20 protein-coding genes and 1 pseudogene are annotated in these 18,184 nt (G+C 62.1%); 11 read left to right on the top strand and 10 right to left on the bottom strand.

What is annotated here, in order from left to right; genetic code table 11:
- Positions 1–196: 196 nt before the first annotated feature.
- Positions 197–622 (top strand): PAS domain-containing protein, encoded by a 426-nt coding sequence (locus ADK28_RS11965; protein ID WP_023447580.1) that lies wholly within the window; start codon positions 197–199, stop codon positions 620–622.
- Between the two features lie 5 nt (positions 623–627).
- Positions 628–2,151 (top strand): flavodoxin domain-containing protein, encoded by a 1,524-nt coding sequence (locus ADK28_RS11960; protein ID WP_048795753.1) that lies wholly within the window; start codon positions 628–630, stop codon positions 2,149–2,151.
- A 3-nt stretch (positions 2,152–2,154) separates the two neighbouring features.
- Here ADK28_RS11960 and ADK28_RS11955 read toward each other — a convergent pair whose 3' ends face one another.
- The 3 genes from ADK28_RS11955 to ADK28_RS11945 are packed head-to-tail and all read right to left on the bottom strand — an operon-like array spanning position 2,155 to position 4,848.
- Entirely contained in the window at positions 2,155–3,162 is a 1,008-nt protein-coding gene (locus ADK28_RS11955) for a FecCD family ABC transporter permease (protein ID WP_033641014.1), read from the bottom strand.
- Positions 3,159–4,115 (bottom strand): ABC transporter substrate-binding protein, encoded by a 957-nt coding sequence (locus ADK28_RS11950; protein WP_048795752.1) that lies wholly within the window; start codon positions 4,113–4,115, stop codon positions 3,159–3,161. The genes ADK28_RS11955 and ADK28_RS11950 overlap by 4 nt, the downstream gene beginning before the upstream one ends.
- 16 nt (positions 4,116–4,131) lie before the next feature.
- Entirely contained in the window at positions 4,132–4,848 is a 717-nt protein-coding gene (locus tag ADK28_RS11945; protein WP_048795751.1) for an ABC transporter ATP-binding protein, read from the bottom strand.
- A gap of 597 nt (positions 4,849–5,445) precedes the next feature.
- On the opposite strand from ADK28_RS11945, the gene ADK28_RS11940 reads away from it, so the two are divergent.
- Positions 5,446–6,297: a DMT family transporter gene (locus tag ADK28_RS11940; protein WP_048795750.1), complete on the top strand. Its 852-nt coding sequence runs from the start codon at positions 5,446–5,448 to the stop codon at positions 6,295–6,297.
- A 57-nt stretch (positions 6,298–6,354) separates the two neighbouring features.
- Here ADK28_RS11940 and ADK28_RS11935 read toward each other — a convergent pair whose 3' ends face one another.
- Positions 6,355–6,945: a Yip1 family protein gene (locus ADK28_RS11935; RefSeq protein ID WP_033633836.1), complete on the bottom strand. Its 591-nt coding sequence runs from the start codon at positions 6,943–6,945 to the stop codon at positions 6,355–6,357.
- 205 nt (positions 6,946–7,150) lie between these two features.
- Between ADK28_RS11935 and ADK28_RS11930 the strand changes: the two genes are divergently transcribed.
- The 5 genes from ADK28_RS11930 to ADK28_RS11910 all read left to right on the top strand — a co-directional run bounded on the left by ADK28_RS11930 (position 7,151) and on the right by ADK28_RS11910 (position 10,734).
- Complete coding sequence (locus ADK28_RS11930) at positions 7,151–7,618, top strand: acyltransferase (protein WP_048795749.1); 468 nt, start codon at positions 7,151–7,153, stop codon at positions 7,616–7,618.
- Positions 7,618–8,160, top strand: coding sequence for a GNAT family N-acetyltransferase (locus tag ADK28_RS11925; RefSeq protein ID WP_048795748.1), 543 nt, complete (start codon positions 7,618–7,620; stop codon positions 8,158–8,160). The genes ADK28_RS11930 and ADK28_RS11925 overlap by 1 nt, the downstream gene beginning before the upstream one ends.
- 104 nt (positions 8,161–8,264) lie before the next feature.
- Positions 8,265–9,116: a DUF1460 domain-containing protein gene (locus ADK28_RS11920; protein ID WP_048795747.1), complete on the top strand. Its 852-nt coding sequence runs from the start codon at positions 8,265–8,267 to the stop codon at positions 9,114–9,116.
- A gap of 130 nt (positions 9,117–9,246) precedes the next feature.
- Complete coding sequence (locus ADK28_RS11915) at positions 9,247–10,059, top strand: MetQ/NlpA family lipoprotein (protein ID WP_015377051.1); 813 nt, start codon at positions 9,247–9,249, stop codon at positions 10,057–10,059.
- A gap of 135 nt (positions 10,060–10,194) precedes the next feature.
- The gene (locus tag ADK28_RS11910; protein WP_028127650.1) at positions 10,195–10,734 is read left to right on the top strand and encodes a GNAT family N-acetyltransferase; all 540 of its coding nucleotides are present in this window, start codon (positions 10,195–10,197) and stop codon (positions 10,732–10,734) included.
- A gap of 229 nt (positions 10,735–10,963) precedes the next feature.
- On the opposite strand, the gene ADK28_RS11905 is transcribed toward ADK28_RS11910, so the two are convergent.
- The 3 genes from ADK28_RS11905 to ADK28_RS11895 form a co-directional block, all read right to left on the bottom strand.
- Positions 10,964–11,884, bottom strand: coding sequence for a DUF808 domain-containing protein (locus ADK28_RS11905; RefSeq protein ID WP_028127651.1), 921 nt, complete (start codon positions 11,882–11,884; stop codon positions 10,964–10,966).
- Positions 11,885–12,006: 122 nt separating this feature from the next.
- Positions 12,007–12,936 carry an alpha/beta fold hydrolase gene (locus ADK28_RS11900; RefSeq protein ID WP_065426209.1) on the bottom strand — a complete coding sequence of 310 codons (930 nt, stop codon included), beginning with the start codon at positions 12,934–12,936 and terminating at the stop codon, positions 12,007–12,009.
- Between the two features lie 120 nt (positions 12,937–13,056).
- Positions 13,057–13,461, bottom strand: a complete 405-nt coding sequence (locus ADK28_RS11895; RefSeq protein WP_048795746.1) for a VOC family protein — start codon at positions 13,459–13,461, stop codon at positions 13,057–13,059.
- Between the two features lie 76 nt (positions 13,462–13,537).
- Here ADK28_RS11895 and ADK28_RS11890 point away from each other — a divergent pair, with 76 nt between their 5' ends.
- A complete protein-coding gene (locus ADK28_RS11890; protein ID WP_048795745.1) occupies positions 13,538–13,993 on the top strand; it encodes a GNAT family N-acetyltransferase in 456 nt (151 codons plus the stop codon).
- Between the two features lie 34 nt (positions 13,994–14,027).
- Here ADK28_RS11890 and pbpG read toward each other — a convergent pair whose 3' ends face one another.
- The 3 genes from pbpG to ADK28_RS11875 form a co-directional block, all read right to left on the bottom strand.
- Positions 14,028–14,957 (bottom strand): D-alanyl-D-alanine endopeptidase, encoded by a 930-nt coding sequence (pbpG, locus tag ADK28_RS11885; RefSeq protein ID WP_033641023.1) that lies wholly within the window; start codon positions 14,955–14,957, stop codon positions 14,028–14,030.
- A 151-nt stretch (positions 14,958–15,108) separates the two neighbouring features.
- Entirely contained in the window at positions 15,109–16,212 is a 1,104-nt protein-coding gene (locus tag ADK28_RS11880) for an adenosylhomocysteinase (RefSeq protein ID WP_033641024.1), read from the bottom strand.
- 44 nt (positions 16,213–16,256) lie between these two features.
- Positions 16,257–17,201, bottom strand: coding sequence for a GlxA family transcriptional regulator (locus ADK28_RS11875; protein WP_016928650.1), 945 nt, complete (start codon positions 17,199–17,201; stop codon positions 16,257–16,259).
- 91 nt (positions 17,202–17,292) lie between these two features.
- Here ADK28_RS11875 and ADK28_RS11870 point away from each other — a divergent pair, with 91 nt between their 5' ends.
- Together ADK28_RS11870 and ADK28_RS32980 are read left to right on the top strand one after the other, a co-directional pair.
- Positions 17,293–17,970 carry a DJ-1/PfpI family protein gene (locus ADK28_RS11870; RefSeq protein WP_033641025.1) on the top strand — a complete coding sequence of 226 codons (678 nt, stop codon included), beginning with the start codon at positions 17,293–17,295 and terminating at the stop codon, positions 17,968–17,970.
- 50 nt (positions 17,971–18,020) lie between these two features.
- Positions 18,021–18,184, top strand: a pseudogene (locus ADK28_RS32980) (DedA family protein); the annotation flags it as partial.

Below are 18,184 nucleotides of genomic sequence, written 5' to 3'. Positions count from 1 at the left end.
CGCGGGCCTCCTCTGCCCTACCGGCCTCATCGCGATCTTTCTGCACCTTTAAAGATGCATTTTTATTGCAACTTATAAAGTTCCCGATTACCATTCACTCTATCATCGCAAATGAGAATCAATTACAAAGCTGTCATGACGGATACATGACATCCGCCGTGGCATTCACCGCGAAGTTAATGAGAAGGAACCTACCATGAGTCAAACCCTCGATTCCGCCCAGCTGCTGGCCGCGCTCGATAAAGTGATGGTGATCTCCACCACCGATCTGCAGGGCACCATCACCTACGTCAACGATCTTTTTTGTCAGCTGACCGGCTTTTCCCGGGAAGAGCTAGTGGGCCAGCCCCACAGCATCGTGCGCCACCCTTCCGTGCCGAAAGCCGTTTACAAAGCGATGTGGGACACCATCAAGGCGGGCGGCATCTGGACCGGCATCATTCCGAACGTCGGCAAGGGCGGCGTGCTGTACGTGGTCGACACCACGGTGCAGCCGCTGTATGACGCCCAGGGCAATATCGAGGCCTATATCAGCATCCGCCGCGTGATCAACGATCTGATGACCGACTTCGAATCGGTGGAATTCGCCAAAGAACAGTTCGACAACCACTACGACAAGTAACCGCTATGGCCGACATCATCGAACGCATCCTGATTGGTTACGGTTCGGAGTCGGGCAACGCCCGGGCGCTGGCGATGCGCCTGGGTGAACAAAGCAGCCTGCAACCCTACCGCCCCGTCGTGAAAGAACTCAACGCCATCCAGCCCGCCGATGTGGGCGAACGTGACGCCCTGCTGATCGTCTCCAGCTCATTTGGCGACGGCGAACCGCCCGCCAACGCCGAGCGTTTTTCCGACGCGCTGGCGCAATGGCCGGATCGCCACCGGTTGCGCTACGCCATCTTCGGTCTCGGCGACACCGCGTACCCGCATTTCTGCGGCTTCACGCAGGCGCTGGATGCGCGCCTGACGCAATACGGCGCCCGCGCCATCATCAATCGCGTCGACGCCGACGTTAACTTCGAACCGTTCTTCACCACCTGGCTGACGACGCTGGAGAAGGTGCTGGCCGGCGATGCCCAGGCCGGCCGCGATTTGCATCTACGCGTGACCGCCTACGGCGAAGACCATGCGTTCAGCGCCGCCCTCCTCGAACGGCGGCCGCTCAGCGCTCGCACGCCGCAAGCCTGGCATCTGCGGTTGAATATCGCCGGCAGCGGCATCGTTTACCGGGCGGGAGATACCGTCTATCTGTTGCCGGAGAACGACGAAGAATTATTGACTCGGCTGGCAGACTGGCTCGGCAGGCCGGAGGCCGTCGACGCGCTGCGGCGCCGGGAGCTGCGCCAGCTCAGCAAAACGACGCTGCGCGAAATGGCGCAGTTGGCCGACAGCGAAGAGCTCAAAGGCCTGCTGAAGATCCGTCAGCGCAAAGCCCTGGAGAGTTATCTGTACGGCGCCGATCTGCTGGACGTGCTGCACGATTTTTGCTCGCCGCACACGATCACGCTGGAGAACCTGTTGGCGCTGCTGCCCGTTTGCCTGCCGCGCGCCTACTCCATCGCTTCGGCAACGCGGGCAGAGAGCCTCGATCTGTGCGTGCGCGACGTACGATATGAACGCGACGGCCGCACCCGGCGCGGCACGGCAACCGGCTGGCTGCTCAAGCATCCCGGTCCTTTCCGCCTTTTCTGCCGCGCCAACCCCGGCTTTTACCTGCCGCGCGACACCGCCTTGCCGGTGCTGCTTATCGGTACCGGTACTGGCATCGCACCGTTGATTGGCTTACTGCGCGAAATGGCCGCCCAGGGCGAACGGCGTGAAACCGTCCTGATCTTCGGTGAGAAAAGGCGCGGTGAAGACTTCCTGTATGGCGAGGAGTTGGTCACGCTGAACGCGACGGGCGTACTCACACGGCTCATCACGGCATTCTCGCGCGACGCCGCCGACAAGTATTACGTGCAACACGCCATCGACGATCGCGCCGATGTCGTCAGCGGCCTGCTGCAGCGGGGCGCGCATGTCTACCTGTGCGGCAATCGTCAGTATCTGGAACATGCCGTGGCGACGGCGCTGGAGCAAGCCTGCGGGGCGGAAAACCTGTGGCAGACGCTGATTGAGCAGCAGCGCCTGCACCTGGAACTCTATTGACGTTCATCGTTCCGCGCGCAGCAGCAAGGAGACGATGAACGCGCCCCCCAGCCCGGCCGTAATGATGCCGATGGGCAGCTCCTGATTGGGGATCAGGCTGCGGCTGAGCATGTCGCCGCCGGTCAGCAGCATCGCCCCCAGCAGGCCGCACATCGGCACGGCCAAACGGTGGCGCACGCCCACCAGGCGCCGGGCCAGATAGGGCACCATCAGCCCGACAAACCCTATGACGCCCGTCAGCGACACGAGAAACGCCGTAGACAATGCGCAGCACAGAAAGGTCTCGGTGCGCAGGCGCGCCACATTGACCCCCATCGAATGGGCGGTGTGCTCGCCCGCCAGCAGCGCGTCCAGCGCCCGCCAACGCAGCGCCGTAAACCCGGCCAGCAGCGCGAAACTCACCAACGGAATGAACAGATTATCCCAACGCGCCAACCCCAACCCGCCCAGCGACCAGAACAACACCGAACCGGCCGCCCGCTGATCGCCGGAAAACACCAGGTAGCTGGTGAGCGCGCTGAACAAAAACGAGACCGCCAGGCCGCAGACGATCAGCTGCTCGGCGCGCCTGACCCGGCTGACGCGAAACAGGATCATCACCGCCATCGCGGACAAAATGCCGCCGGCGAAAGCGGACAGCGGCAGCGTCAGCGCGCCCAGCGCATCGCCGAAGCGCGTGATGACCAGCACCGCGCCGGCGGAGGCGCCGGAGGAGAGCCCAAACAAAAAAGGATCGGCCAGCTCATTGCGGGTGGTGGTCTGCAGCAGCGCGCCGGTCATCGCCAGCCCGGCGCCGGTCAAGGCCGCCAATAAGGCTCTGGGCACCCGCAGTTGCACGACGATGGTATCCAGCATGCCGGATAGGGGCGCCGATGAAAGCCCCAATGCCGCCATCGTCTGCCGCCATGACAGCGCGACGCTGCCCAGCTGCAGGCTCCAGATCATTAGCCCGCACAACACTGACAGCGCCAGCGGCGCGAGCAGCATAAACCGCCGGATCGGCGAGTTCATTCAGCCGCCGGCGCGTACAGCGCCCGCGCCAGCTTTTCCACCGCGCCGATGTTGGCCGGCCCCGGCGTCAGCTCCGCATACTGCAGTTTCAGATAACGATGGTGCCGTACCGCGGGCGTCAACTTCATCAACGGGTGAGACTCGAGGAAGCGCCGCAGCGCATCGGCGCCTGACCCGGTCTGATAATCCAGCAGAATAATGAAGTCGGGCTCGGCCGCCGCCACCGCCTCCCAGGACGCCGTCGTCCAGCTCGCCGGCAAATCGTCCATCACGTTGCGGCCGCCCGCCGCTTCGATGATCGCCGTCGGCATGGCGTATTTGCCGCTGGTGAAAGGCTTCTCCTCCCCCGAGTCATAGACGAACACCTTGAGCGGCGGCTGGCCCGCCGGTCTGGCGGGAAGCGCAGCCAACCGGCGCCGCCAGCCTTCAACCAGCGCGGCGGCCTCTTGCGGCTTGCCGAAAATCTTGCCGAGCTTCAGCTCATCGTCATACAACAGGTTCATATCGGCCTTCTGCGGCCGCCCGCCGGCCTGTACGCAGCTCTCGCTCAGCACCAGCGTTTTGATGCCGAACGGGGCGAGCTTCTCCGGCGTGACGTCGCCGCCGATCTTCATGCCGTAATTCCAGCCGGCGAAGAAGAAGTCCGGCTGTGCCGCCAGCAGCGTTTCCAGAGCGGGATATTTCGGCGCCAGTTCGGGAATGGCGCCCATCGCGGCCTTGAAATCGGGCGTCAGTTTGTACCAGCCGGTGATGCCGGTCAGCCCGACAATGCGATCCTGCAGATGGAGCGCAAAGGCCATCTCGGCCATGTTGATGTCGTTGATGACGGCGCGTTGCGGCGCCTGGTTGAAGGTGACCGGCGTACCGCAGCTTTCTACGGTGACGGGAAATTTTTCGGCCGCCGCCGCCCCGCCGGCCAGCAGCAGGAGCAGGGGGAATACGCGTGTGTTCATGTTTCTCTCTGGTTTATCAAGCGCAATGGGGAACGTCAAAAATACGCAGCGTTTTCCCGCTGACGGGGTGCGCCACCTTGAAGCTGTTCATGCCGAACACCGGCAAAATCACCGGGGTCTGCAACACCGCCTCGGGCGTGCCACAGGCCACCTGGCGGCTATCGTTGAGCACCAGGATCCGATCGGCAAACGCCTCCGCCACGGGCAGATCGTGCAGCACCGCAATCACGGCGATGTCTTTATTCTTCACTAGCGACAGCAGCGCCGAGCGCCCGGGCGGATCGAGGTGATTGGTCGGTTCATCCAGCAACAACAGGTCGGGAGACTGCGCCAACGCCCGAGCCAGCGCGGCGCGCTGACGCTGGCCGCCCGAGAGCCGCCCCAACGGATGGTGTCTGAGCGGCGCCAGCCCGGTTTCCCTGATGGCCTCGTCAACGATGCGCTTTCCCGTCGCAGAGCGTTCGCCATGCGGTAAACGGCCCAACGCCACGTAATCCTCGACCGACAGCCGCAAATCCGGCAGATCGTTTTGCGCCAGAAAGGCGATGCTTCTGGCGCGCTCCGCCGCCGGCCACGTGGACAAGGCACGCCCCCGCCAGTAAATGCCGCCGCTGTCCGGCCGCGTTTCGCCGATCAGGGTGCGCAACAGGCTGGACTTGCCGCTGCCGTTGGGGCCGATCACCGCCAGCTTCTCACCGGCGCGGAGCGCGAAATGGATGGTGTCGAGTATCAATGCTCCGCCGTGGCCGGTCAGGCTAACTCCATCAACATGGAGGATGTCGTGAACTGAATTCATCATGCATTAATTGTTATATTATAACATACCAATATTTTTACCACGATTGCTCGCCTTCTGCAAAAGCGAATCGCAACGTCTTCTGCCGCACGCGCTGCGTGAAGCAAGGCAAGGGGCAAGCCGCGCCCTGCGTCAACACTGTGCGGCAAAAGCAACATAGCACACCTTTTAATTAATGATAATGATTTTCATTATCATTTAAATCATTGTGATTTCCGATTGCACGCCCCGCTGAACTTGGTTATGTTTGAAGCGATTCATCTCATTCCCGGTTTGCAGGACTCCCTATGACTCCGTTGGCGCACAGCACAGATCCGACAAACGCGACCGTTCCGGCCGTCGTTTTGCTGTGTGCTTCCTCCTCCCCACCCGCCGTTTCCTCTGTCGTTTCAGCGGTTGCCGCTTACCCGCCACGCATTGTGGTTGCGCGTTAAGCCACACCGACTTTTACCTCCGGCTTATTGATCTGTTGCGTTCAGGCGTAGACCGCCGCGCGCGCCGGAGCCTGTAATTTTCACGACAGGTGAAATTGATATGCGATTCCCTTCTCTCTGGGCCAATGCCGGCCTGGCTACGCTGTTCGTCCTGCTCTGGAGCAGCGGCGCGATCTTCTCCCGTTGGGGATTGGAGCACGCCTCCGCTTTCGCTTTTCTGTTCTTCCGCTGCGCCATCGCGCTGGCGGTACTGTTGGCCATCGGCCTGTGGCGGCGCCAGTGCCTGCCCACCCCCGGCACCCGCCGGCGCGTCGCGTTGATCGGCGTGCTGATGATCGGCAGCTATCAGATCTGCTATCTGCTGGCGTTGGAACAGGGCATTACGCCCGGCGTGCTGGCCACGTTGCTCGGCGTACAGCCGATCCTCACCCAGTTCATCACCGAACGGCGCTGCGCCGGGCTGCGCGCATTCGGGCTGGCGCTGGCGATGGCCGGGTTGACGCTGGTGGTGTACCAAAGCCTGATGGTGGCTCATTTCTCGCCGAGCGGCATGCTGTTCGCCTTTATCGCATTGGGGAGCATGACCGCCGGCACCCTGCTGCAAAAGGGCATGACGCAGCCGCCGCTGGCGGTCTTGCCGCTGCAGTATGCCATCGGGCTGTTGATGTGTGCGTTGGCGCTGCCGTTTGAGCCGCTGCGGGTCGACTGGCGGCCTGAGTTCGTGCTGCCGCTGCTGTGGATGGCGGTGGTGATCTCAGTGCTGGCGACCTTCTTGCTGTATCGCCTGATCCAGCGCGGCAATCTGGTGCAGGTCACCAGCCTGTTCTACCTGATCCCGGCGGTCACCGCCCTGCTGGATTACCTGCTGCTCGGCCACGCGCTGGCCGCGCTGAGCCTGTTGGGGATGGCGGGCATCGTGCTCGGCGTGATGCTGGTTTTCCGCCGCGCATAAAAGCAAAAGCCCCCGCGCCGTTCCACCGGCGCGGGGGCGACAACAACAACCGTTAACTCAGAACAACCAGGAACCGTACCCCCACAGCAGCACCGTCACCCCAAGCAGCAGCTCGAGCAACAGAATGCCGATGGCGAAGGTCGAGCTGGAGAAGATGAACCCTTCCTTACTGTCGATATTCAGGAAGTGCGGGATCCCCAGATTCAGCAGATAGCCCGAATAGCACAGGCCGATAATGCCGACAAACAGACACAGCCAGACGACCGGATAGAGCGCCACTACCCCGCTGAGGAACATCGGGGTCGCCACATAGCCGGCGAACACCATGCAGCGGTGCAGGCTGGGGCGCGATTCATAACGCCGCGCCATCCAGTGAATGACTTTCCCCATGGCCGCTACGCCCGCCAGCATCAGCAGGTAGAACGCCACGGCGGTATAAAGCGCGGTAAACATGTCGAGCCTGATGGCATGTCCCTCGCCGGAGAGCCAGCCCAACTGGGTGGTGCCGATAAAGGCGCAGACCACCGGGATAGCTGCCAAGAGCAACACGTGATGGGTGTATAGGTGCGAGACGCTTTCATTCTCGCTTTTGATCTGTTCGAACTCGGCGCTGGGATGCGCCAGAAGTCCCCAAACATGACTGACCATGAGACACCTCCTATCTCGCCGTAGGCCGCGATCGGCGAACGAATTTCACACCTCCGACGGACTGCTACCCGTGCGAGGATTGCGGCCACGGGGCTCTCTCCCCTGTACTAATTATAGTCTTTCGGCGAAAAAACGTGCGGAAAGCGCAACGCCGCAGCGCTTTGTCTTATACTCCCACCATAAAAACCAGGCTGAGAGGAAGGTCATGTCATCCGTAATCACCACCCGTCAGGCGGGGATCGTCGACGTCGACGCCGGGCGCAACGTCACCGTAATCGAGCCCTGCAATCTGTATGGCTGCCGGCTCGGCGACGATGTCTTCGTCGGCCCGTTCGTGGAGATCCAGCGCCACGTCAGCATCGGCGCGCGCAGTAAAATTCAGTCGCACAGCTTTATCTGCGAATACGTCACCCTCGGCGAAGCGTGCTTTATCGGCCACGGCGTCACCTTCGCCAACGATCTGTTCAAAGACGGCGCGCCCAACGCCGATCCGGCCAGTTGGGGGCGCACCTGCATCGGCGATCGGGTATCCATCGGCTCCGGCGCCACGATCCTGGCGGTGGAGATCTGCAGCGACGCGGTGATCGGCGCCGGGGCGGTGGTGACCCGTGACATCACCCGCAAGGGGATTTATGCCGGCAACCCGGCGCGCCTGCTGCGGGAGCTGCCGTAATGACCCCGGCCATCCGTATCGCGGCCATTGAGGCGCTGCCCGATGATTATCTGACGCGCGGCGATTTCAGCTTCACCATCGCCTGTTACGCTCTGCCGCAGTTCGACAGCCCGGTCGACAGCTGGCCAACCCGCCCGGTGGCGCCGTTTCGCAAGCGGTATCCGCTGGCGCCGTTCGCCAACGAAGACAGCGTGACCTTCCTGGCGTATCACCAGAATGACGCCGTTGGCCATATTACGCTGAGCAAAAACTGGAACGGTTACACCCTGATCGACGAGATCGCCGTCAGCGCTCATGCGCGCCGTCAGGGCATCGCCGGGGCGCTGCTGGACTGCGCCAAACGGTGGGCGCGGCAGCAGGAAACCTCAGGTATGATGCTCGAAACGCAGAACAACAATCTGGCGGCCTGCCGCTGCTACCAGCATTACGGGTTTATTCTCGGCGGCATCGATCGTTTGCTGTACCGCGCCGAGCCGGAGATCGCCGATCACGAAATCGCGCTGTTCTGGTATTTGCCGTTCAATAGCGAAATCGGTTACTGATTTATCGAACGTCATTGAGGCTATGTTTACTTTTTAACCCCTACCATCGGATGAGAACTGTTATCACTTACTCTGATAAGCCAGCGACACCCAGGGAGGGCCGTATGAACCAGAACAAGGCTGTTTTACTGATGTTAGCTATCGCCATGAGCGGATGCGCCGAGCGCCCCGCCGCCGTCGTCCCCGCAAGGCCGCCGACCGGCGTCACCGTTTCGCCGCCGGGCGTGCAGCCGGAGATGGACGCCAGCACCCGCAGCAAGCTGCGTGAGATCCTCGCACTGCGCGCCGGTTGGCCCGCCGCGCAGCCGCATGGCCGCAGCGTCGATTTGATTTCGCGCGAATTCCTCGGCACGCCCTATCTCGCCAACCGCCTGATCGGTGCGCAGAGCACGCCCGAGCAGTTGGTGATCGACTTCCGCGGGCTGGATTGCTTCACCTACATCGATTATGTGGAAGCGCTCAGCACCGCCCGCAGCGAGGCCGAGTTCGTTCAGCGTCTGGTGGACATTCGCTACGTCGACGGCAAAATCGCCTTCCCGCAGCGCAAACACTTCTTCACCGACTGGGCGCAGCGGCCGCACAAGGTGGCCGAAGACATCACCGCGCAGCTCAGCCCGCACGCCGTCACCCTCGTGAAAACCCTCAATCAAAAGGCGGACGGCGGCAGCTACCTGCCCGGTTTGCCCAACGTACAACGCAGCGTGACCTATATCCCCAGCGACAGCGTCGACGACAAGGTGCTGGCCCAGCTGCGCACCGGCGACTACATCGGCATTTACACCAACCTCGCCGGGCTGGACGTGACCCATACCGGCATCTTCGTGATGACCGACAACGGCCCGGTGCTGCGCAACGCCTCATCGCGCAAGGCCAACATGCGGGTGGTCGATTCGCCCTTTATGGATTACGTGATGGCCACGCCGGGCATCGTGGTGCTGCGTTCACTCAGCCGATAATCCCCCATCGCATAACGGCTATAAGCTATAGCCGTTTATGCTGAACGAGCGTTTGACTTCATCGGCGGTTCAGGCTTAGCTGTAAGAACAAAAACCAACTGATTTTATTGTTCTTTTCAGGGAGAGTTCGATGACCTTACGCTGGCGTATCACCCCTCTGGCGGCGGCCTTCGCCGCCGTATTGGCGCTGCAGGGCTGCGATCAAAAAACCGACCAAAACCATATCAAAGTCGGCGTCATCAACGGCGCGGAACAAGACGTGGCGGAAGTCGCCAGGCAGGTGGCGAAAGAGAAATACGGGCTGGACGTCGAGCTGGTCGGCTTCAGCGGTTCGCTGCTGCCGAACGACGCCACCGACAAAGGCGAACTGGACGCCAACGTGTTTCAGCACCGCCCGTTCCTCGAACAGCAAAACAAAGATCACGGCTATAAGCTGGTGGCAGTCGGCAATACCTTCGTCTTCCCGATGGCCGGCTACTCTAAAAAGATAAAATCGCTGAAAGAGTTGCCGGACGGCGCGGTGATCGCCATCCCGCTCGATCCGACCAACCTGGGGCGCGCCCTGCTGCTGCTGGAAAAAACCGGGCTGATTAGCCTGAAGCCTGGCAAAGGGTTGCTGCCTACCGCCCTGGACATCAGCGCCAACCCGCATCGTTATCAGATCATGGAGCTGGAAGGCGCGCAGCTGCCGCACGTGCTGGACGATCCGAAAGTCACCGTCGCCGTCATCAGCACCACCTACATCAACCAGACCGGCCTGTCGCCGACCAAAGACGGCATCTTCATCGAGGATAAAGACTCGCCGTACACCAACATCATCGTCACCCGCGAAGACAACAAGGACGCGCCAAACGTGCAGAACTTCATCAAGGCCTATGAGTCGGACGAAGTGGCCAAGGCCGCCGAGAAGATCTTCAACGGCGGTGCGGTGAAAGGCTGGTAATCACAGGCAAAGAGCCCCTTCCCGCTCATCATCGGGTTTTCTTATCTCACCATAAGAAAACCCGATTTACCCCGGCGGCGAGCGGCGCGCATAATGGCGTTTATCCGCTGATTTCCAAGGTAAACAGGCATTACCATGACGCTCTCCGCTCCCGTACTTAGCCTCCTTGACGCCACACCGGACGATATGGCCGCCGTGCTGCGCATTTACACCCACCACGTGCTGTACGGCGCGGCCTCGTTTGAAGAACAGCCGCCGACGCTGACGGAAATGCAGCTGCGCCTGAGCAAAGTGCGGGAAGCCGGGCTGCCCTGGCTGGTGGCGAAAAGCGAAGGCCGTATTGTCGGCTACTGCTATGCCACGCCGTATCGCCCCCGGCCGGCCTATCGCTTTACCGTGGAAGACTCGGTATATATCGCCGAAGGGCAACAGGGCAAAGGCGTCGGCAAGGCACTGCTGAGCGCGCTGATCGCCCGCTGCGAGCAAGGTCCCTGGCGCCAGATGCTGGCGATCGTCGGCGATTCCGCCGCCAACCGCGGCTCGCTGGCGCTGCACCAGTCACTCGGCTTCACCAGCGCAGGGACGTTAAAAGCGGTAGGGTTCAAGCTGGGGGAATGGCGCGACACGCAGATTATGCAGCGCGCGCTGGGCGCGGGCGACAATCGGCATCCTTGAAGGCATGGCGACGCACGATAGGGAGTTAGCGTCTATAGTGAAGAGTGATTTCATTGAGTTAGCGCCAACAGCGCGCCACCTGTAACCGGTAAGGGAGAATCAAATGAAAATTATTCTGTGGATAGTCGCCATCATCTTTATCGTGGGTTTGTTGACGATTACCGGCGTTCTCAAACTGATCTTTTAATCCATCTCATACGTCCCGCCCCTTCCGGGGCGAGACTTTTCATCATGCCTTGAAACGCGCGCGTACCGCGCCCAGCGCCGACACCGCCGCCAGCACCACGCCGCCGGCCACCAGCCCGAACGCCACGTTCAGCAGAGCCGGAACCACACCCTGCAAAAGATGGCCAAACGTCGGCACCACGGTGGTGTACGAGGCCCAGTCTTCGAACAGGTGATGCACCGGCGGCAAACCGTGGGTCAGAATACCGCCGCCGACCATAAACATGGCGACAGTGCCGACGATCGACAGCGTTTTCATCAGATAAGGCGCGGCGCGCACGATGCCGCTGCCGATGGCGCGCGCCAACGCGCTGCCTTTGCGGCTCAGATACAGCCCCAGATCGTCCAGCCTGACGATGCCGGCGACAATGCCGTACACGCCGAGCGTCATCACGACGGCGATGCCGCACAAGACGATCACCTGCTGGCTGAAGGTGGCGCCGGCGACCGTGCCCAGCGTGATGGCGATAATCTCGGCGGAGAGCACGAAATCGGTGCGTATCGCCCCTTTCACCTTGCGCTTCTCATAGGCCGCGGCGTCCTCATTGGCGCCGGGCCCGTCCGATTTTTCCTCCTGCGCCGCCTTGCCGTGGCTCAGGCTGTGAAACACCTTTTCGAACCCTTCGTAACACAGGTAGGCGCCGCCCACCATCAGCAGCGGCGTAATCGCCCAGGGCGCGAAGGCGCTGATCAGCAGCGCCAGCGGCACCAGGATCGCCTTGTTGATCAACGAGCCTTTGGCGACGCTCCACACCACGGGCAGTTCGCGATCGGCTTTAACGCCGGTGACCTGCTGCGCGTTAAGCGCCAGATCGTCCCCCAGCACCCCGGCGGTTTTTTTCGCCGCCATCTTGCTCATTAAAGAGACGTCGTCCAGCAACGAGGCGATGTCGTCGATGAGGGTAAGTAAGCTACTTCCTGCCAAAATGATTCATCCTTTTCATATTCACGGGCCATTCTATGTTTAGCATAGCGGTAAAGCATCATGAAAGGATATGGGAGGATCTCGGAAAATGCCGGGCGCGCGATTGCCGCCCGGCGCCGGCGTTAAGCCCCCTCGCCCGCCAGCCCCTCATCGGATCCAATAGCGAACGCACGCGTGATATGTTGAAGGACAAAACGATGGGCATCAAAGACGCACGATAAATGCGTACTGCCCTCAAGCAAGCCAAAGGCAACATGCACGTTGCCGTGCCGTTCGACGAAGCGCTGCAAGGATTGCGCACTGAACAACTCGTCCTGCGCTGCCGCCAGCAGCAAGGTCGGCAATCGCAACGCCGCCAGTTGCTTGGCCGGGGCGCGCGGCGTCAACGCATTAGCCATATTGACGCTGTATTGGCAGACAAAATCGGGGGCGGCGGCCAGCACCGCCGGGGGAAAATTCAGGCTGACCGCCCGAGCGTGCCCAAACCACCGCCCGCCGCTGAGCGCATTGGCGACAAACGGCCATTGGCGCACCTGGGCAAAACGGGCCGTCGCCGCCAGATCGCGGGCCATCCCGGAAAATGGCCCCAGCTCGGGCGCCAGCAGGATCAGGCTGTCCGCCTGCTGCTCGCCAGGATAGCGGGTCAAATAGTTGAGCAACATCCCGGCGCCGCTGGAATGGCCCAGCAGGTGCCTGCGCGCCAACGGAAAACGGCGGCGCATTTCCGCCAGGATGACATCGACATCGCGCCAAATACGCTCAGGCCGCTCAACCGTTCCCCTCTCTCCCGTGGAATCGCCATGTCCGCGGATATCCACCAGGCACACCGCGAGCGTCGGCTCGGCGGCCAACTGGCGCGCAAGAACGTCATACCCGGCGGCGCTGTTAACCCCGCCGCCGTGATAAACCACGATCACGTGTTCACTCTCGGCAGTGTGCCGATACAGACGATAGCTCAATCCCTCAACGCGACCGGACAGCATGTCCGCATGCCCGCCCGGCCACTCGCCGTAAGACTTCGCTTGCTCAACATAGCGGTCAAAATCAATCAAAGCGCACCTTTCCATGACGTTGTCGGCATTTCCTACGGCAAAATTCCCCGCCCTCATGATGATAAGCATATGAAATAACAGCAGGAACTACCATGCCTTTTACACGCTGAGCCCTTAGTATCAGGGCAGATCGCCCGCCGGCACATTGAGCTGCCAAGAAAGGCCGAAACGATCGTTGAGCCAACCGAAACGGGCGCTGAAGCCGTAGTCATCGAGCGGCATCAGCACCTTGCCGCCCTCCGCCAGCCGGTGGAACGCCCGCTCCAACGCTTCTTCGTTAGGCAGGTTGATGAACAGCGACACCGCCGGGGTAAAGCTGAAGTCATGGCTGATCGAGCTATCGGTAAACACCAGGTTCTGCCGATCAAAATCGATGGACGCATGCTTGATCAACCGCCGGCCGTCCGGCGTCGGGTCGTAATGCTGCACCTGCATGAGCCGAAAACGCTCGAACACCTGGCTGTAGAGATCGATCGCCTGCTGCGCCTCTCCCTGGAACATGACAAAGGTCGAAACCTGACTCATAACATCCCCTCCGGCAAACGTTGTGGTATTAATGGAGGATAGCGGATTACCGTTGAAGCGGCGGAAAGGAGCAACCATGAGCATCATTCATCGCCTGGCGCAGCCGGACGATCTCAACGGCCTGTTAGCCTTGTATCGCGAGCTGCGCCCGCAGGACGCGCCGCTGCGCGCCGACGACGCGCGCCGCACCCTGCAACGCCTGCTGGACGATCCGGCGATCCGCCTGGTGGTGGCGGCGGACGAGAAACAGCCGATCGCCACCTGCATGCTGGCGCTGATCCCGGGGCTGGCGCATCAGGCGCAACCGTTCGGCGTCATCGAACACGTGGTGACGGCGGAGCCCTACCGCGGCCACGGCGTAGCGCTCGCCATGATTGAATACACGCTGCAGCTGGCCTGGCGTAAAGGCTGTTACAAGGTGATGCTGCTGTCGGGACAGCAACGCACCGGCGCGCACCAGCTTTATCTCAAAGCGGGTTTCGACGGCGATCGCGAGCGGGGATTTGTCATCAGGCGGCCCGAGGGCCGATAGCGGCCTGCAGCAAACGGGCAGGCCGCCAGGCGGGTTATTCGCTGTCGTTTTTCGCCAGACGGGCGTCTTTTTGGCGGCGATAGTCACGGGCGGCGGCCGGGATCGGCGTCACCTTGCCGGTTTCAATCCAGCTGCGCAGCCGGTTGGCGTCGGCGAAGTGGGTATATTTGCCGAAGGCGTCCAGCACCACCAGCGACACCGAGCGGTTGCCGATCACGGTGCGCATCGCCAGGCAGTGGCCCGCCTGGTTGGTGAAGCCGGTCTTGGTCAGCTGAATGTTCCATTTCGGGTTGTACACCAGGTGGTTGGTGTTGCGGAACGGCAGCGTGTAGTTCGGATCCTTGAAGCTGGCCATGCGTTCGGTGGTGGTGCTGAGCTGGCCGATCAACGGGTATTGCTTGGTGGCGATCAGCAGCTTGGTCAGATCGCGCGCCGTCGATACGTTATGAATAGAGAGCCCGGTCGGTTCCACGTAATGGGTGTTGGTCATGCCAAGCGCCCTGGCCTTGGCGTTCATCGCTTTGATGAAGGCGTTGTAGCCCCCCGGATAGTGGTGCGCCAGGCTGGCGGCCGCGCGGTTTTCCGACGACATCAGCGCCAGCAGCAGCATATCCTTGCGGCTGATTTCGCTGTTCAGCCGCACCCGTGAATACACCCCTTTCATCTCCGGCGTCTGGCGGATGTCCACCGCCAGCATCTCATCGAGCGGCAGGTGCGCGTCCAACGTGACCATGGCGGTCATCAGCTTGGTGATCGAGGCGATCGGCACCACTTCATCCGGGTTGCGCGCATACATCACCTTATGGGTTTGCATATCGACGACCATCGCGCTGCCGGAGGCCAGCTCAGGCTGGGTGGCGTGCACGGCGGCAGCGTTGTCGCTGGCCAGCACGCGCGGCGCAAAGCCTGCGCCCGCCTGCAAAGCGAGCAGGGTCAGAACCAAAACACGTATTTTCACAGGCATTACTCTGAAATGGGGGCTTGAACTCAGCGAATTATATGTGAGGGTTCAGCGCTTGGCACTGGGATTGTATGGCGGATTTGTGACAAATTCTGTCGGCCGAAAAACGACGCAGCCCGCGGGCGCTCTGGGATGAACGCCCGCGTAGAAAAAGTTACAGCGCCGGCTGCCAGGCCGACTGCGGCAGCAGGTACAGCCCCGGCGTTTGCCGCGCTCCCGCGCCGACGATATGGCCGATGCCGGCCGCCATCACCGCCAGCGTGACGTCGAAGGCGTTGAGGCTGTCGCCGTAGCCGGCGGTCAGGTTGAACATCGACCCGTTGGCCAGCAAATAGACCGTCTTTTCATTCAGTTGGTAAGCATTCACATAAGGCATCGGCTCGTGGTGCGGCAAGCCCTTGAGGAAGCCGACGTCGATCTCTTCCGCCACGTGGCCGACGTTGAGGATAAACACGCCGTCCTGCGCCTGTTGCAGATGCTGCGCCGAAAGCACGTTTTTCGCGCCGGTCGCGGTGGCGATCACGTCCGCCTGCGCGACCCCGCTCGCCAGATCCACCACCTGCCAGCCGTCATAACGCGCCTGCAGCGCGCGCGCCGGATCGATTTCCGCCACCATCACCTGGCCGCCGTAGGCTCTGGCCGCGGCCGCCGTCCCCTGCCCGACCAGGCCGTAACCGATCACCAGCACACGCTTTTCATGCAGCGTCAAGTGGGTGGTCTGGAAGAAAGTGTGCCAGGCGGTCAGCCCAACCATATGCCGATTGTGCAGCCCCTCTTTCACCGGCAGATCGTCCCAGTTGAAGATCGGGTAGCGCGGCGCCACGCCGTTCAACCGGTTGATGCCCGAGCCGGTGGCCTCCAGCCCGGCGACGATCTGCGGGCCGTTCGGCGATTGGTGCAAACGGGTGGTCAAATCCGCTCCCATTTCGCACAAATGAGTCGGCCGCCAGGCCAGCGCGCGGTCGAAGGATTCCGACCATTCGCCGGCGCTCATGTCACGCCAGGCATAGGCCTGCGCGCCTCGCCGCTCCAGCCAGCTCACCACATCGTCCTGCACCGTAGTGGGATTGCAGGTGGTCAGGAAGATCGCCGCGCCCTTGTCCAGCAGGCCGGCCACCAGCGGCGCCATTTTCAGATCCAGGTGCATGTTGCACGCCAGCCGCACCCCGTGCAGGTCCGGCAACGCCGCCACCGCGGCTCGGGTGCGCGGCATATGACGCGTCGCCCAGCTCAATTCGCTCTCAAAATCCTGATACATCCGTTGCTCCTCTGGTGTGCCCCGCCGCCAGGCGTGGCAAAAAATTATCCCGCGCGGCCGAGCCGGCGGATCGCCTGCGGCGACAGGCCAAAGACGCGGATAAACGCCCGTCTCATGCGCTCCGGATCGCTGAATCCCACCGAACGGGCGATCGCCTCCAGCGGCTCGGCGCTCTCTTCAATGCGTACCCTGGCCGCCTCCACCCGCAGCTGTTCGATCACCTTGGCCGGCGTCTGCCCGGTTTCGGCGCGGAACAGCCGACCGAACTGCCGCTCGCTCAGGCAGGCGGCGTCGGCCAGATCCGCCACCGACAGCGGCAGGTGCAAATGTTCGCGCGCGTACGACAGCGCAGCGCGCATGCGATCCGACGACGGGTTCAACGCCAGCAACAGCGAATACTGCGACTGCCCGCCGGGACGACGGTGATAGACCACCAGCTGCCGCGCCACGGCCGCCGCCAGGGTGGCGCCCAGATCGTCCTCGATCAGCGCCAACGCCAGATCGATGCCGGCGCTGATGCCGGCCGACGTCCAGATATCACCATCGCGAATGAAAATGCGGTTGCTGTCGACGCGAATGCGCGGATAACTCTGCTGCAGCCGCGCCGCATGATACCAGTGGGTGGTGGCGCGTTTGCCGTCCAGCAGCCCGCAGGCCGCCAGAATAAACGCCCCGGTGCACACACTGGCGATACGCCGCGCTCGTCGGCTTTGGTTGGCCAGGAACGCCGCCAGCGCCGGTGACTGCGCCGCCATCACGTTGCCGCTGCCGCCGGCCACCACCAACGTATCGAAACGCTCGTCGCCGCACGGTTGCGTGGCGATTTCCACCCCGGCCGAGCTGGCGACCATGCCGCCCTGCGGCGAGATCGCCACGCAGCGGTAGGCCGGCGGATCGGTAAACTGACTGACGTTATCGAACGCCGCCAGCGGGCCGGCAAAGTCCAGCAGGTTGAAACCGGGAAAAACCACAAAACCGATCGTTTTCATGATGGCGCTTTTTGAGGGTTATCTGTCATATCAGCCAAATACAGGGCGGCTATTATGGCCCAGGTCCAACGATAAAAATGAGGCGAATGTCATGTCTGAACCACTCGTGATTGTATTTCCCATCTATCAAGGCGTCACCCAACTCGACTTCACTGGCCCCTTGCAGTTCCTGCGCCGCATGCCGGGCGCGGAAATCATCGTCGCCTCGGTAGACGGCGCGGATGTCGAGTCGGAAGGCTTGCACTTCACCCAGTTGCGCCCGCTGCCGGAGATCGCGCGCTGCGACGTGCTGTGCGTGCCGGGCGGCAGCGGCTGCACCCAGGCGCTGCAGGATAAAGCGTTCATGCAGCAAATCCGGCGGCTGGGGGCCGATGCCCGCTACCTGACCTCGGTATGCACCGGTTCGCTGATCCTGGCCGCCGCCGGTCTGCTGGCGGGCAAACGCGCCGCCTGCCACTGGTCGATGCGCGACAGCCTGAAGCTGTTCGGCGCCATACCCAGCGCTGCTCGCGTAGAACGCGACGGCAATGTGATCAGCGGCGGCGGCGTCACCGCCGGCATCGACTTTGCGCTGGCGCTGATCGCCGAACTGCACGGTGAAGACACCGCCCAAATGATCCAGCTTTATCTGGAATACGCCCCGGCGCCGCCGTTCGAGGGCGGCACGCCGGAACTGGCCCCGCCGCACATTTACGCCAGGGTACAGGCACAAATGGCGGAAAGCCTGGCGCGGCGCAGAGCGTTGGTGGCCCAAATCGCCCAAGACTAGCGATCGGGCGTATACTTGCCCTTATGCGTCAGCCACATAAGGAGCAAGGAATGACCGATTTGGCCCACTACATTACGGACTACGGTTACTGGGCGTTGTTTATCGGCTGCCTGGCGGAAGGGGAAACCATCACGCTGCTGGGCGGCATCGCCGCCCATGAAGGCTTACTGCACTGGCCGTGGGTGATCGCGGTGGTGGCGCTGGGCGGCATGAT

Origin of the sequence: Serratia sp. 506_PEND (assembly GCF_001076875.1) — a bacterium.
In the GTDB taxonomy this organism is placed as follows: Bacteria; Pseudomonadota; Gammaproteobacteria; order Enterobacterales; family Enterobacteriaceae; genus Serratia; species Serratia marcescens.
This window is presented reverse-complemented; position numbering and strand designations above follow the sequence as displayed.